This is a genomic window from Limnohabitans rimovensis (SeqCode) (genome assembly GCF_965234775.1).
GTDB lineage: Bacteria > Pseudomonadota > Gammaproteobacteria > Burkholderiales > Burkholderiaceae_C > Limnohabitans > Limnohabitans rimovensis.
The window spans coordinates 620,722-635,070 of record NZ_OZ248566.1 but is presented as its reverse complement, the minus strand read 5'-3'; the positions used below and the strand labels follow the sequence as shown (position 1 = coordinate 635,070).

Annotated in this window: 15 protein-coding genes and 1 tRNA gene; 5 read left to right on the top strand and 11 right to left on the bottom strand. The window is 51.4% G+C overall.

The features are described from left to right. Nucleotides 1-5: 5 nt before the first annotated feature. Nucleotides 6-668, bottom strand: a complete 663-nt coding sequence (locus tag AC8GFZ_RS11900) for a hypothetical protein (RefSeq protein WP_506645092.1) — start codon at nt 666-668, stop codon at nt 6-8. A gap of 291 nt (nt 669-959) precedes the next feature. Here AC8GFZ_RS11900 and AC8GFZ_RS11895 point away from each other — a divergent pair, with 291 nt between their 5' ends. From AC8GFZ_RS11895 to AC8GFZ_RS11880, 4 genes are all read left to right on the top strand, one after another. Further along, a complete protein-coding gene (locus AC8GFZ_RS11895; RefSeq protein WP_506645091.1) occupies nt 960-1,895 on the top strand; it encodes a hypothetical protein in 936 nt (311 codons plus the stop codon). A 61-nt stretch (nt 1,896-1,956) separates the two neighbouring features. Further along, nucleotides 1,957-2,598, top strand: coding sequence for a hypothetical protein (locus AC8GFZ_RS11890; RefSeq protein ID WP_506645090.1), 642 nt, complete (start codon nt 1,957-1,959; stop codon nt 2,596-2,598). Between the two features lie 205 nt (nt 2,599-2,803). Further along, nucleotides 2,804-4,054, top strand: coding sequence for a hypothetical protein (locus AC8GFZ_RS11885; RefSeq protein WP_506645089.1), 1,251 nt, complete (start codon nt 2,804-2,806; stop codon nt 4,052-4,054). 36 nt (nt 4,055-4,090) lie between these two features. After that, a complete protein-coding gene (locus AC8GFZ_RS11880; RefSeq protein WP_506645088.1) occupies nt 4,091-4,294 on the top strand; it encodes a hypothetical protein in 204 nt (67 codons plus the stop codon). A 295-nt stretch (nt 4,295-4,589) separates the two neighbouring features. On the opposite strand, the gene AC8GFZ_RS11875 is transcribed toward AC8GFZ_RS11880, so the two are convergent. From AC8GFZ_RS11875 to uvrB, 10 genes are all read right to left on the bottom strand, one after another. Further along, nucleotides 4,590-4,664: transfer RNA gene (locus AC8GFZ_RS11875), tRNA-Val, on the bottom strand. A 107-nt stretch (nt 4,665-4,771) separates the two neighbouring features. Next, the gene (dnaQ, locus tag AC8GFZ_RS11870) at nt 4,772-5,461 is read right to left on the bottom strand and encodes a DNA polymerase III subunit epsilon (RefSeq protein WP_506645122.1); all 690 of its coding nucleotides are present in this window, start codon (nt 5,459-5,461) and stop codon (nt 4,772-4,774) included. Between the two features lies 1 nt (nt 5,462). After that, the gene (fdx, locus tag AC8GFZ_RS11865; protein ID WP_506645087.1) at nt 5,463-5,801 is read right to left on the bottom strand and encodes an ISC system 2Fe-2S type ferredoxin; all 339 of its coding nucleotides are present in this window, start codon (nt 5,799-5,801) and stop codon (nt 5,463-5,465) included. Further along, nucleotides 5,801-7,657 carry a Fe-S protein assembly chaperone HscA gene (gene hscA / locus AC8GFZ_RS11860; protein WP_506645086.1) on the bottom strand — a complete coding sequence of 619 codons (1,857 nt, stop codon included), beginning with the start codon at nt 7,655-7,657 and terminating at the stop codon, nt 5,801-5,803. The genes fdx and hscA overlap by 1 nt, the downstream gene beginning before the upstream one ends. Nucleotides 7,658-7,669: 12 nt before the next feature. Further along, complete coding sequence (gene hscB, locus AC8GFZ_RS11855; protein WP_506645085.1) at nt 7,670-8,218, bottom strand: Fe-S protein assembly co-chaperone HscB; 549 nt, start codon at nt 8,216-8,218, stop codon at nt 7,670-7,672. Between the two features lies 1 nt (nt 8,219). After that, nucleotides 8,220-8,543, bottom strand: a complete 324-nt coding sequence (gene iscA / locus AC8GFZ_RS11850) for an iron-sulfur cluster assembly protein IscA (protein ID WP_506645084.1) — start codon at nt 8,541-8,543, stop codon at nt 8,220-8,222. 38 nt (nt 8,544-8,581) lie between these two features. Beyond that, entirely contained in the window at nt 8,582-8,974 is a 393-nt protein-coding gene (gene iscU, locus AC8GFZ_RS11845) for a Fe-S cluster assembly scaffold IscU (RefSeq protein ID WP_506645083.1), read from the bottom strand. A 19-nt stretch (nt 8,975-8,993) separates the two neighbouring features. Beyond that, entirely contained in the window at nt 8,994-10,214 is a 1,221-nt protein-coding gene (locus AC8GFZ_RS11840) for an IscS subfamily cysteine desulfurase (protein WP_506645082.1), read from the bottom strand. A 43-nt stretch (nt 10,215-10,257) separates the two neighbouring features. After that, nucleotides 10,258-10,794, bottom strand: a complete 537-nt coding sequence (gene iscR / locus AC8GFZ_RS11835) for a Fe-S cluster assembly transcriptional regulator IscR (protein ID WP_506645121.1) — start codon at nt 10,792-10,794, stop codon at nt 10,258-10,260. A 79-nt stretch (nt 10,795-10,873) separates the two neighbouring features. Further along, nucleotides 10,874-12,994, bottom strand: a complete 2,121-nt coding sequence (gene uvrB / locus AC8GFZ_RS11830; protein WP_506645081.1) for an excinuclease ABC subunit UvrB — start codon at nt 12,992-12,994, stop codon at nt 10,874-10,876. Nucleotides 12,995-13,077: 83 nt separating this feature from the next. On the opposite strand from uvrB, the gene AC8GFZ_RS11825 reads away from it, so the two are divergent. Further along, entirely contained in the window at nt 13,078-14,274 is a 1,197-nt protein-coding gene (locus AC8GFZ_RS11825) for an amino acid aminotransferase (RefSeq protein WP_506645080.1), read from the top strand. The last annotated feature ends 75 nt before the right edge of the window (nt 14,275-14,349 follow it).

Genomic DNA, 14,349 nt, shown 5'->3' with positions numbered 1-14,349 from the left:
TTTGATCAGCATTTAGGGAATATGCCATTGCATGCATTTTTGACAAGGCGATTCCCTTTTCTCAGGTAGTTGCTCACAGTCTGACCCATGGCCTTGTGCTTGTCTGCCGCATCAGCAGGGAAGTCATCATGTTTAGGCATGGCCTTAGGGTTGAGTTTTAGCTGTTCGCCTATCTGCCATAGACATGTTTTTGGCGCATTGCGAACGATTTGGTCATGAGTTTCCATGATGCTCAACAGCTGAGAGATCGCTTCCAAGCCAATTCGACTGCGAAAAATTGGCCAGGACAATGGTGCCTCAGACAGCAGCCCCTGTTTTGCATTCAGCAGGCAGATCTGGTCGTGCCAAAAGCCAAACTCTTTTCCGGCCAACTGGCTTGATACATCTTGAAATGCATCTACGGTAATTGCAAATGCATTGATGTTCTTGCGTTTCACATACAGCGTGACTTGCAAGGTCGTAATGCTTTGACTAAAAAACTCATGGCCCTTGCTCAGCCACCAGTCATGAAACGTCATGTCTTCTATTGAGCCAAACATGCAGAAGGTCTTGTATGCGCCGGCAGAGGTGAATATGCCGGTACGGCCGCTTTGGGTGAATTCTTTAGAACACTTAAGGCATCGCCACCAAAGCTCCAGGTAGGTGCCGTGGATAAAGGGCGCGGTCACCTCAGACCTCAGTAGCCCACCAGCGATCAAGGAAACCAGCTTTTCTTGCCTACACCATTCCAGCCTTTGAACTTTCATTTTTTCGTACCCCCTCGAAAAAGTGAAAAACCTCCGACGCCAGAAAACTAACCTGTGCTTGTCGTGTCCATCCTGGCCGACGGTCCCGAAAGTTATTTTTCAACAGGAGTTTTTATGAATCAAGAGTCCGTCCAAACCATTGCCTTTCATGGGGTTCCACCCAGCCCTGCCCCAGCGGTTCCAGCTGTGGATGAGTTTGCTTTTGGCCTACTTATGAACCGCGCCCTTGGCGGTTCCGATAGCCGCCGACCCAGTGACAAGAGCGCCAACGACGCTCAGGTGGACATGGTTTTGGGGCAGGCCCAGAACCTGTCCAAGATGAACGACCAGTATGTGGAAACATACGTTGTGAGGGGTACCAAGGAGCTTTATGCCCTCTTGGGTGCCATCTACAGTTATGCCCTGCAGATCAACGAGTCACCCCTGCGGGATCACATCCTTCAGCGCATGCGTGAGCGCTTGGAGGAAGAGCATGAGATCAAGACCCAGGCCAACACGCCTTGGATCACCACGGTGCTGCGCTTCATCCTGCCAACGGATCGTCAGACCGCCTACTCGTACTCCAAAGTACTACAGGTGGCGCATGATGAAAACCTCACGGCCCAAGAGCTGCCCAACTACATCAAAGACCGTGGCGGCATTGGCAAGATCACAGCCACCAGGGACGAGGCCGAAGCAGCCAAAAACGTCAAGGATCACAAGGAAGCCAAGACGCAGATGCTGCGCAAAATTCTTTTGGCCAATGCCAAGTCAAGCCAAACCGTGGTGCATGTGGATGACCAGTTTGTGCTCAACACCGTGGTTGAGGGCAAAAAGCAAGGCAGCTTTGAGTTTGCGGTTTGCGTGAACCCCATTGGCCAAGAGCGCCGCGTGGTCAGGTTCTTCAAGCTGAACGAATCCATGGAGTCGCAGATCTTGAACCTGGTGGCCGAGGCCAGCATGCCAGATGACCTGGAAGCCATGCAACAAAAGCTTGACGTCTTGCGCGAAAAACTGGGCATCACCTCTGGCTGGGGCATGAAGCCTGGCGACAAGGGCTATCAACCCAGTGGCATGCCTGCAGTGAACGGTGCAGTGCAACCTGAGGCCATGCTCAATGCGCCCCAGACCCAAACCATTGGCGGCGTGACGATTAATCAACCCGCTTAAACCAAGCAATCCCCCTCCCCCCTAAACCTTCGGGTTTAGGGAATTTATGGAAGCGAATGTCATGTCAAATCTTTTCGAAAAAATTACCAAAGGCTCAATCTTGCTTTGGCATGTGAAGGACGAAGGCGAGCTGCCCAAGCGCAAAGAGATCGTTCGTCTGCTGGGTACTGAGGATTTCAGTTGCTACAAAGCACACGGTCATCACAGAAATTACATCCGTTCTCTTGGTAGATTGAAATATTGTTTAAGTCCAGACACTGGCGAGGAAGGTCCTGGCTATTGGGCAACGATTCCGATTTCACACTTTTACTTCACTGCAGAAAGAATTCAACCCAACAGTTTTTTTATTTTGAAGTACTCAAAAATATGCAGTGGATCTTTCTACGTAGAGAACAACGACTTTACAAAATTAAGCAAGCGATTGCACAACTATCACCATGCCAGGCACTTGTTTGATGAAGTCAAAAGATGGCCCGAAAAAGTTGAAAAACACAAAGAAGAACTCCTGGAAAGTGGCATTCAAGACACTGTGATCGAAAACTTTGATGTTGACTGTTTAAAAGCAATGACAGAAAGATATGGCACACAAGCGATCGATAAAACCTTATCAGATCTCCGTGATTGGCATGACAAGCACTATTGGACAGGTCAAACCTCCCAGAGCAGTGCAGATGAACCTGCAGAGCAAACAGCAACTGCCTGACCATTCGATCGATTGTGCAGATCGTCTAAAAGCCACAGTCCAGCCAGCTTTCGGTTGACTGCCCTGCTTCTCAGAAAACACACTATGTAGAACATTGCGAGTGAAAGCCATGGCCCGAGCACTAGAACCCGACTCCCATCAGCGCCACAGATCTGTCCCGCTACAGGACACCATCACACGGATTCCTGGCTACCCCAGAAAGTTGGTGATCTTCAAAATCCCAGCCTCAAGCTACTGGTGGGTACGCTACTACGCTGAAAAGCACATCTTCAAGCGCACCACCAAGACAGAAAACAAGCGTGATGCACTGGAAGCTGCCAAGCGCTTTTACGATGACATCAACCTGCGCATGCATGGCGGAACGTTTGAGGGCTTGCCCATTGATGTGAACGCAGCAGAGGTGGTGTCTTTTGCCAAGGTGGCCAAGATGCTGATGGACACTGAACTGGCCAAGCTCAATCGCATGCAGCTGTCCAAGACCAGTTACATGAACCTGCAGCTGAGGATGGACAAGCACATCCTGCCGTTCTTTGGTCAGACGGATGTGTTGAGCATCAACTACAAGCTGTTGGATGAGTACCTGCAGAAAATGTCCAGTCTTGAACCCAAGTTGAGCATTTCAACTCTGAGCGCCTACATGGGGCTGGTGCGCAAGGTGCTTCAACATGGTGCCAGGCACAGCTTTTTGCAGCACCTGCCGGAGTTTCCCAAGGTGGGCGTGGAAGACAAGCCTCGGGGCTGGTTCAATGTGGGCGAGTACAAGCAGCTGTTCAGAGCCGCCAAAAAGTTTGCTGGCAAGCGCATTGAGTGGCGTGTGAAAAGTGATGGTGAGGGCAATTACTTCTGCCTCTCAGGGGAAAAGCACAGCCCAGGTGACCGTTTGATCAAAAGCTATGACATCACGCGAGACTTGGCCGATCTCATTGTGTTCATGGTCAACAGCTACATCCGCCCCACTGATGTTCGCAACATGCAGCACAAGCATGTGGAGATTGTCAGACGCGAATGGACCTATTTGCGGCTGACCCTACCCCCCAGCAAGGGCCACAGCTATCCAATTACCACCATGCCCTGGGCTGTGAAGGTGTATGAGCGCATTTGCCGTCGCCAAGAGCTTGAATTTGGCAGAGCCGTTCAGCCAGATGACTTTGTGTTCATGCCCCTGGCATCCACCAGAGACCATGCCATGAAGTTGCTGGCCAAACAATTTGACTCAATACTTGACATCACACAACTGAAGATTGGCAATGTGGGTGAGCCACGCAGTCTTTACAGTCTGCGCCACAGCAGCATCATGTTCCGGCTGATGTTTGGCAGAACGGTGGACACCTTGACCCTGGCACGAAATGCTCGCACCAGTCCTGAGATGATTGACCGCTTTTACGCTGCTCCCTTGCAGGGTGAGATGAACGTGGGTGAACTGCAGAGCAAGCGCAGACCCAGGCCTTGGGAATGATCGCCGCAATCTAGGCTTGCTCAATAGAATGCCTGCATGAGCAAAGACGAAACCACAAAAATTTCTGGCGATGGCCTCAGGTACAAATCCAAAGAAGGTGGCAGTCCATTTGCAGCCTCTGGTACTGGCGCCAGCATGAGTTGCTACAAATGCGGATTGCACAAGCCGCGTGCACTGGGCAGCTTCAGACGCGTGCTCAATCAAAGCATGTTCATGTGCGCTGACTGCAAGCCCGCTTGAGCCTCACAACTTTCTAGCCCTGCACGCGGGCGTTTAAAAAGCCCTACAGCACACTTTTCCACACCAGGGCTGGGCAAAGTAGCTGGCACATGAGATCAACGCTTGTAGGGCTTGCACGCAAAGGGCAGCTCACCACACACACGCGAGATAAAAATTAGATAGATTTCTGATCGAGAAATCTATGAAAACACATTGAAAAATCTATGAAATGTAGTATGGGACCGGTATACTACAAATTTCTTAAAGTAAAGCGCCAATAAAAGTGCTTAAGTTGTTGAAGATAAAGGGAAATTTTTGGTGCGTGGTGAGGGTTTCGAACCCCCGACCCCCGCCGTGTGAAGGCGATGCTCTACCACTGAGCTAACCACGCGAAATCCAAATTTCAAGGCGGCATTTTGACATAAATTTGACCTGAAAATCGATTCGCTCCGTCGAAATTTAAGGCGCTTGATATCCGTGTGCTCAGGGAGATGTGGATTACCAGACCACGTGGCCGCCACTGGACTTAGACAGCGTGGCCATGGCATTTGAATGCTCTGTGATTTCTTGCTCAGTTGAAGAAATCACAGGCAGATCAAATTGAGACAAGTCAATGTCAGCGTTTTCATGGTGAACCTGATCTTGAGAATCTTCCTGGATCAACAGTGCGTTTTGTCCACGCGTCAAACAAATATAGACATCGGCCAAGAGCTCAGCGTCCAACAGAGCGCCGTGCAATGTTCGCTCTGCGTTGTTCACACCCAATCGATCGCAAAGTGCATCCAGTGAATTTCGCTTGCCAGGAAACATTTCCTTGGCCATCGACAAGGTGTCTGTGACCCCCGCCACATGCTCCGTCAAGCGCCCTAAGTTCAAACGCTCTAGCTCTTTGTTGAGAAACCCAATATCAAAAGAGGCGTTGTGGATGATGATTTCCGCACCTGCAATGAAGTTTAAAAAATCAGATGCGATGACAGAAAATTCAGGCTTATCGCGCAAAAACTCATTGCTGATTCCGTGCACTTTCAACGCGTCTTCGTGACTGTCTCTTTGTGGATTGAGATAGTGGTGAAAATGATTGCCAGTGATTTTTCTGCCCAGCAATTCCACGCATCCGATTTCGATGATCCGATCGCCATTTTCAGCAGAAAGGCCCGTGGTTTCTGTGTCTAAAACTATCTGTCGCATTTCAGTGGTTTTCTTTGGCGTGATTGATCGAGTATTTTGGTATTTCAATCACCAAGTCTTGCAGGGCCACAATGGCTTGACAACTCAGGCGTGAGTTGGGATGCAAGCCCCAAGCGCGATCAAGCAAATCTTCTTCGGTTTCTTCTAGGGCATTGAGGCTTGTATAGCCCTCATGCACGATCACGTGGCAAGTGGTGCAGGCACAACTCATGTCACAAGCGTGCTCAATGTTGATCTGATTTTCCAAAAGTGTTTCACAAATGGTGTTGCCAACGGGAGAGTTGAGCGCAGCACCCGTCGGACAATATTCAGCGTGGGGCAAAATTTTGATGATGGGCATCAAATGCTTTCTATGTTTTTACCGGCCAGGGCCTGTTGTATACCGCGATTCATTCTTTGTGCGGCAAAAGATTCTGTGGCATTGGACAAGGCTTTCGTGGCAGCCTCAATGATGGATGGGTCATGGGCAGCTTTGGCAATGATCAATTCGTCAATGGCTTTTTCAATCGACGCGCGGTAATTCGTGTCTAGCCAATGGCCATCGGCTTGTAGCGCACTGCGGGTGGCCAAACAGATTCGATCCGCATCCAACCGGGCCTCGGCCAATGCACGCGCAGCCATGTCTTCTTGTGCCGTTGCAAAGCCCGCTTGCAACATTCGGGCGATGTCTTGGTCATTCAAACCGTAACTGGGTTTGACGTCGATGTGGGCTTGTACACCGCTGATCATTTCTTGGGCGCTGACTTGTAGCAAACCATCCGCGTCCACTGTGAATGTCACACGGATGCGAGCAGCACCGGCCGCCATGGGGGGGATGCCCCTCAACTCAAATCGCGCCAAACTGCGGCAATCTGCCACCAAGTCTCGCTCGCCCTGCACCACATGCAAGGCCAGTGCCGTTTGGCCATCTTGATAGGTTGTGAAGTTTTGGGCCATGGCTGTGGGTATGGTTTGGTTGCGCGGAACGATGCGCTCGACCAAGCCCCCCATGGTTTCCAGCCCCAAGGACAATGGAATCACGTCCAACAACAAAATCTCTCCATCTGGGTTGTTGCCCGCCAACTGATTGGCTTGGATGGCCGCCCCCAAAGCAACCACTTCATCAGGATTGAGGTTGTTCAAAGGCGGCTTTTGAAAAAACTCCGCCACTGCAGTTTGAATTTGTGGCATGCGCGTGGATCCCCCCACCATCACCACACCTTGAACATCATTCTTTTCCAAATCTGCATCACGCAAAGCTTTGCGCACGGCCGCAATGGTCCGCTGGGTCAATGAAAAGGTCCATTGATCAAACTCAAAGCGGCTGACAAGTACATCTATGGCACCAGCAGACAAATTCACACAAAACCGGCTTTCTTGCGCAGCAGATAAGTGCTCTTTGCATGCGCGAGCTGCAAATTGAAGTTGGGCTTTTTCTTGTGGCGATGTCGGCTTGACGCCAAACTTTTGTAACAGCGCTTCCACCAGCATGTTGTCGTAGTCATCCCCCCCAAGGGCAGAATCCCCCCCTGTGGCAAGCACTTCGAACACACCAGCTTGAAGGCGCAATATGGAGATATCAAAGGTACCACCGCCCAAGTCGTAGACGGCGTAAATCCCCTCACTGCCTTGGTCGAGCCCATATGCAATAGCGGCGGCAGTGGGTTCATTGATGAGTCGCAATACATGTAGCCCAGCCAGTTGAGCCGCATCTTTGGTGGCTTGTCGTTGGGCATCGTCAAAGTAAGCAGGCACCGTGATCACCGCCCCGAACAAATCATCATCAAAGCTGTCTTCGGCACGGTACCGAAGGGTGGCCAAAATTTCGGCACTGATCTCCACGGGCGACTTCAAACCATCCGAAGTGTGAATTTGAAGCATTCCAGGTGCGTCTTCAAATCGATAGGGAAGTTGTGCGTGATTAGGAATGTCTTTCAGTCCACGGCCCATAAAGCGCTTGAACGAAGCCAAGGTATTGGGGGCATCTTGGGTTTGGTTGTCTTGCGCTAAAAAACCAATTTGGCGCGTACCACCCTGCAAATACCGAACAACAGAGGGCAATACAACTCGACCTTGCTCATCTGGTAAACACTCGGGCACACCATGCCTGACGGATGCAACCAAGGAGTGGGTGGTTCCCAAGTCGATTCCGACGGCAATTCGCCTTTGGTGGGGGTCTGGCGCTTGACCAGGTTCAGAGATTTGTAATAAGGCCATGAATTTGGTGCACTATGCACTCTCTAATCGGTCCAATTGCAGCACGACAGCTTGAATAAATCGATCCACAAACATCAAAGCCCTGACAGACATGGCAGCCTTATGTGCATCGCAGATCACGTCTAAAAACCGCTCACATTCTGCAAGCAAGGAATCTCGGTATGCCTTGACCTCGGTCAGAAGCCCATCCATTTCGGCCGGGCTGGCTGCCGTGTCCAGGGCTTCGCGCCAAGTGATTTGCTGTACCAAGAAATCCGTGGGCATGGCTGTATTGGTTTCAGCAGAAATAGGTACGCCTTGCAGTTCACACAAATAGGCGGCACGTTTAATGGGGTTTTTTAACCGTTGATAGGCTTCGTTGATCCGGACAGACCATTGCATGGACAGCCTTTGTGCAGATGCATCGGCTTGGGCATGCATATCCGGGTGAGCATGCCGTTGCAAGGCTTTCCAGCTCTGCTCCAACGCCAGCAAATTTATGGCGTACTGCTGGGGTAATTGAAACAAGGCAAAGTCATTGGCAGCCAGATTTGGTGCCTGAAATTTGTCTGGCGCGGTCACCTCAGATCCGGAATGACTCACCACAGCCGCAACGGTCACGCTCGTTGGGGTTGTTGAACTTGAACCCCTCATTGAGGCCCTCTCGAACAAAGTCGAGTTCGGTGCCATCGATGTATGCCAAGCTTTTGGGATCAATCAAAATCTTCACACCCATCGCCTCAAAGACGATGTCTTCTGGTGTCATATCGTCCACGTATTCCAGCTTGTACGCCAAGCCAGAACAGCCCGTGGTTTTCACACCCAGTCGGACACCCAAGCCTTTGCCCCGCTTGGACAAATATTTGTTCACGTGGCGAGCAGCCGCTGGGGTCAAAGAAACAGACATGATGATTGATGATCGCAGTTCAAAAAACGGGACACATCTCAGGCAAGGCTGATGTGTTTCTTTTTGTAATCTTCAACGGCCGCCTTGATCGCGTCCTCAGCCAATATGGAGCAATGGATTTTGACCGGGGGCAACGCCAATTCCTGGGCTATTTCGCTGTTCTTTAAGGCAGCAGCCTGGTCCAAAGTTTTTCCCTTGACCCACTCTGTGACCAAAGATGACGAGGCGATGGCGGAACCACAGCCATAGGTTTTGAAACGTGCGTCTTCAATCACCCCAGTTTCTGGGTTGACTTTGATTTGCAGCTTCATGACGTCACCGCAAGCAGGTGCTCCGACCATGCCGGTACCTACGGATTCATCTCCCTTGTCAAAGGAGCCCACATTTCGCGGGTTTTCGTAATGGTCAATGACCTTTTCGCTATAAGCCATGGGGTTACCTTTTCAATTTTTAATGAGCAGCCCATTGAATGGTGCTGATATCAATACCGTCTTGATGCATCTCCCACAAGGGGCTGAGCTCACGAAGCTTATTGACGTTGTGCTTGATGGTTGAAATGGCGTAATCGATTTCTTCTTCTGTGGTGTAACGACCAATGGTGATGCGCAAGCTGCTATGGGCCAACTCATCACTGCGGCCCAAGGCACGCAAAACATAGCTGGGCTCTAGGCTGGCAGAGGTACAAGCCGATCCGGAAGAGACGGCCAAGCCTTTGATGCCCATGATCAATGACTCGCCTTCAACAAAGTTGAAGCTGATGTTGAGGTTGTGCGGCACCCTTTGGGTCAGATGACCATTGACGAAGACCTGCTCCAAATTTTGTAAGCCGGCCAAAAGCCTGTCGTGCAAAACCTTGGTACGCTTTAAATCGTCAGCCATTTCGATCTTTGCCAACCTAAAAGCCTCGCCCATGCCCACACACTGATGGGTGGGCAAGGTGCCGCTTCTCATGCCTCTCTCATGCCCACCCCCATGGATTTGGGCCTCAAGTCGGACACGGGGTTTGCGGCGAACGTACAACGCGCCGATGCCCTTGGGCCCATATGTTTTGTGCGACGCCAGGCTCATGAGGTCAACCGGCAAAGTCTGCAAATCGATATCAACCTTTCCAGTGGCCTGTGCGGCGTCCACATGAAAAACGATGCCTTTGGCTCGACACATGGCCCCAATGGCAGCAATATCCTGAACCACGCCAATTTCGTTGTTCACAAACATCACGCTGATCAAGATGGTGTCTTTGCGAACGGCCGCCTCTAGAGCAGCCATGCTGAGCAAGCCGTCTTCTTGCACATCGAGATAGGTGACCTCAAATCCTTGACGCTCTAACTCACGCATGGTGTCTAAAACGGCTTTGTGCTCGGTTTTGACCGTGATCAAATGCTTGCCGCGGGATTGGTAAAAATGCGCCGCGCCCTTGATGGCCAAATTATTCGATTCGGTTGCACCGGACGTCCACACAATTTCCCTGGGGTCAGCCCCAATCAATTCAGCCACATATTGGCGTGCTTTTTCAACTGCTTCTTCGGCCTCCCAACCCCACGCATGGCTGCGTGAAGCGGGGTTGCCAAAATGCTCTCGCAACCAAGGAATCATGGCATCAACCACACGGGGATCCACAGGATTTGTGGCGGCGTAATCCATGTACACGGGGAAATGAGGCGTGGCGTCCATTTTCGGCAATTTGTTTCAGATCAGGTAAAAAGTAAAACTTGGATCAGCTTTTGGCAAAAACATTGCCCAGTGCAAAAACCGAGTTGGGCGCATTCACCCGCAATGGCTTGACCACCGGCGAGCTGGATATGGCCCTTTTGATCATGGGCTTGGATTCGATTTGCACACCTTTGGCCAATTGGTCATCAACCAATTTTTGCAAGGTGACCGAATCTAAAAACTCAACCATGCGCTGGTTCAAACTGGTCCACAAGTCATGGGTCATACAGCGCCCCGACTCACCCAGACAATTCTCTTTGCCGCCACAGTGGGTGGCATCAATTGGCTCATCCACAGAAACGATGATGTCAGCAACGGTGATTTCAGCGGCCCTTCTGCCAAGGGTATACCCACCCCCTGGGCCACGGGTAGATTCCACCAGCTCATTGCGACGCAGTTTGCCGAACAACTGCTCCAAATAAGACAAAGAAATTTGTTGCCTCTGGCTGATGGCAGCCAAAGTCACAGGACCATTGTTCTGGCGCAAAGCCAGGTCAATCATGGCGGTAACTGCAAAACGACCTTTGGTGGTGAGACGCATGTGAAGCTCCTTAGGGCTATGTCGACTAAACAAGTCAACTATAACCGATAACCAAACAAATTGCTCGGGTAATAGGCCTTCAAAGAGTGGTGGCTTTGATGTCGTCTCTTGCCAAGGTGTCTTTGCCACTGGCACCCAGCACCTGCTCTCTCAAGCGAGAGAGTTGGTCACGAACTTGTGCGGCTTGTTCGAACTGAAGGTTTTTGGCGTGCTCCAGCATGGCTTTTTCCAGGCGTTTGATCTCTTTGGCCAGGTCTTTTTCGCCCATGTCCAAGACTTGTGCACGCAGCAACTCCTCTCGCTGCGCCTCTTTTGACGATTTATCGCTGTGCACCCCGTCAATCAGATCGCGCACCTGTTTAAAAACACCCTTGGGTGTGATCCCTGCGGCCAAGTTGGTAGCGATTTGCTTTTCGCGACGTCTTTCGGTCTCCCCAATGGCCTTTTTCATGGACTCTGTGATGACGTCAGCGTACAAAATGGCGCGCCCATTGATGTTGCGTGCTGCCCGTCCAATGGTTTGAATCAGGCTGCGTTCTGACCTTAAAAACCCTTCTTTATCGGCATCCATGATGGCCACCAAGGAGACTTCCGGCAAATCAATGCCTTCTCGCAACAAGTTGATGCCCACCAATACATCAAAGGTTCCCAACCGAAGATCGCGCAAGATTTCCACGCGCTCGACCGTATCAATATCGCTGTGCAAATAGCGCACCTTGACACCGTTGTCACTGAGGTAGTCGGTCAGCTGCTCGGCCATGCGCTTGGTCAATGTCGTGATCAGCACCCGCTCCTTCAAATCAACACGCAAGCGAATCTCTTGCAGCACGTCATCGACTTGATGGGTGGCAGGTCGCACCTCCACTTCGGGGTCTACCAGCCCTGTGGGACGCACCAATTGCTCCACGACACGACCGGCATGGTCTTTTTCATACTGCGCCGGTGTTGCTGAAACAAACACAACTTGGCGCATGCGTTTTTCAAACTCCTCCAACTTCAAAGGGCGGTTGTCCAAGGCGCTGGGCAATCGAAACCCATACTCCACCAAAGTCGTTTTGCGCGAACGGTCTCCGTTGTACATGCCACCAAATTGGCCCATGAGCACATGGCTTTCATCCAAGAACATCACCGAGTCTTTGGGCATGTAGTCGGTCAAGGTGCTGGGAGGCTCGCCCGGTTTGGCGCCAGACAAGTGCCGGGTGTAGTTTTCGATGCCTTTACAGTGACCCACTTCGGTCAGCATTTCCAAGTCAAACCGGGTTCTTTGTTCCAGGCGCTGCGCCTCTACCAATTTCCCCATGCCAACCAATTCGCCCAAGCGCTGGGCCAACTCTAATTTAATGGTTTCAATGGCGGCCAGAACTTTGTCACGAGGGGTGACATAGTGACTCGATGGATAAACCGTGAACCTGGGCACGGCTTGGCGCACTCGCCCTGTCAAGGGATCCAGCAATTCAAGAGATTCAATTTCATCGTCGAATAAGCTGATCCTCAGCGCCAATTCACTGTGCTCAGCTGGAAACACATCAATGGTCTCGCCCCTGACGCGAAAGCAACCCCGCGAAAAATCCATGTCATTGCGTTCATATTGCATCCGCACCAATTGGCCGATCACCTCTCGCTGGCCCAACTTGTCGCCGCTGCGCAAGGTCATCACCATTTGGTGGTAACTTTCAGGTTCGCCAATGCCGTAAATGGCCGAGACCGTGGCCACCACAATCACATCGCGTCGCTCCAAAATACTCTTGGTGCAGCTCAGCCGCAGCTGCTCAATGTGCTCATTGATGGCGCTGTCTTTTTCAATGAAGAGGTCACGCTGGGGCACATAGGCCTCAGGCTGGTAATAGTCGTAATAACTGACGAAATACTCCACAGCGTTGCGCGGAAAAAACTCACGAAACTCACTGTAAAGCTGTGCGGCCAGTGTTTTATTGGGGGCAAAAACTATGGCAGGCCGTCCCAGACGCGCGATCACATTGGCCATGGTGAAAGTTTTGCCAGAACCCGTCACGCCCAAAAGGGTTTGAAAAACTTCACCATCATTCACCCCCGCGACCAATTGATCAATTGCCTGCGGTTGATCGCCTGCGGGCAAATAGGGTTGAAAAAGCTCAAAAGGCGAGCCTGCAAATTGAACAAATTGACCTTCAATGTCACCCACCTGAGGTGGATGCGTATCAACGGCAAGGGGTGTGGTCATGTGAGCGTTAAAATTGGCAACAACAACGTAGCCTACAACAGTCTGCGCAACCTTCAACCACATCACCCCATCTAGGACACCTCATGTCGATGTTCTCTGCTGTCGAAATGGCACCCCGCGACCCCATTTTGGGGCTGAACGAACAATTTGCGGCGGACAGCAACCCGAAAAAAGTCAACCTCGGCGTTGGTGTTTATTATGATGACAATGGCAAATTGCCCCTGCTGGCATGCGTTCAAAAAGCCGAGCAAGCGATGATGGCAAAACCCAGCGCTCGCGGTTATTTACCCATCGACGGTATTGCAGCCTATGACAGCGCTGTACAAGCGTTGGTGTTTGGTGCGCAATCCCCATCGGTACTGGCCAAGCGCGTGGCCACCGTACAGTGCCTGGGGGGCACGGGTGGACTCAAAGTGGGCGCCGATTTTCTCAAGCGCTTGAATCCGCAGGCCAAGGTTTTGATCAGCGACCCCAGTTGGGAGAACCACAAAGCGCTGTTCACCCAAGCAGGGTTCGAAGTTCAGGCTTACCCATACTATGACGCCCAGGCCCTGGGCGTTAACTTCCCCAAGATGCTTGCATCTTTGGCGTCTGCGCAAGCTGGCTCCATTGTTGTTTTGCACGCTTGCTGCCACAACCCCACGGGCTATGACATCACACCCAGCCAATGGCAGCAAGTGGTGGAAACCGTCAAAGCCAACGGATTGACCGCATTTTTGGACATGGCCTACCAAGGCTTTGGCCATGGCATTGCCGAGGACGGAGCCGTGGTTGATTTGTTTGTCCAAGCGGGGTTGAGTTTTTTTGTGGCGACGTCTTTTTCCAAAAGTTTCAGCCTTTACGGTGAGCGTGTTGGTGCCTTGTCCGTGCACTGCGAAACCGCTGATGAAGCCGCTAAAGTTTTGTCACAACTGAAAATTGCCATCCGCACCAACTATTCCAACCCACCCATCCACGGTGGATCGGTTGTGGCTGCCGTGCTCAACACCCCAGAATGGCGCAGCCTTTGGGAAAGCGAGCTGGCTGGCATGCGCGTTCGAATCAAAGACATGCGTCAAAAACTGGTCGAAGGCCTCAAAGCGGCTGGGGTGCAACGCGATATGAGCTTCATCACCCAGCAAATTGGCATGTTCAGCTATTCAGGTTTGTCTAAGGATCAAATGATTCGATTGCGCAGCGAGTTCGGCGTCTATGGAACCGATACAGGCCGCATGTGCGTCGCAGCCCTGAACAGCAAAAACATCGATCACGTCTGCGCAAGCATTGCCAAAGTACTTTGATTTGACATCTCATTTTGGTGCGATCACCCCAATTTACTTAAAAATCCACTGTTATATTGCTTTGCATCAAACAGG

Bases quoted from the DNA above. Each gene is read 5' to 3' on its own strand.
- iscR (WP_506645121.1), bottom strand. From the start codon at position 10,794: ATGCGTCTCACCACCAAAGGTCGTTTTGCAGTTACCGCCATGATTGAC.
- AC8GFZ_RS11840 (WP_506645082.1), bottom strand. From the start codon at position 10,214: ATGGACGCCACGCCTCATTTCCCCGTGTACATGGATTACGCCGCCACA.
- AC8GFZ_RS11825 (WP_506645080.1), top strand. From the start codon at position 13,078: ATGTCGATGTTCTCTGCTGTCGAAATGGCACCCCGCGACCCCATTTTG.
- fdx (WP_506645087.1), bottom strand. From the start codon at position 5,801: ATGCCCATCATCAAAATTTTGCCCCACGCTGAATATTGTCCGACGGGT.
- uvrB (WP_506645081.1), bottom strand. From the start codon at position 12,994: ATGACCACACCCCTTGCCGTTGATACGCATCCACCTCAGGTGGGTGAC.
- dnaQ (WP_506645122.1), bottom strand. From the start codon at position 5,461: ATGCGACAGATAGTTTTAGACACAGAAACCACGGGCCTTTCTGCTGAA.
- AC8GFZ_RS11890 (WP_506645090.1), top strand. From the start codon at position 1,957: ATGTCAAATCTTTTCGAAAAAATTACCAAAGGCTCAATCTTGCTTTGG.
- AC8GFZ_RS11895 (WP_506645091.1), top strand. From the start codon at position 960: ATGAACCGCGCCCTTGGCGGTTCCGATAGCCGCCGACCCAGTGACAAG.
- AC8GFZ_RS11880 (WP_506645088.1), top strand. From the start codon at position 4,091: ATGAGCAAAGACGAAACCACAAAAATTTCTGGCGATGGCCTCAGGTAC.
- iscA (WP_506645084.1), bottom strand. From the start codon at position 8,543: ATGTCTGTTTCTTTGACCCCAGCGGCTGCTCGCCACGTGAACAAATAT.
- hscA (WP_506645086.1), bottom strand. From the start codon at position 7,657: ATGGCCTTATTACAAATCTCTGAACCTGGTCAAGCGCCAGACCCCCAC.
- iscU (WP_506645083.1), bottom strand. From the start codon at position 8,974: ATGGCTTATAGCGAAAAGGTCATTGACCATTACGAAAACCCGCGAAAT.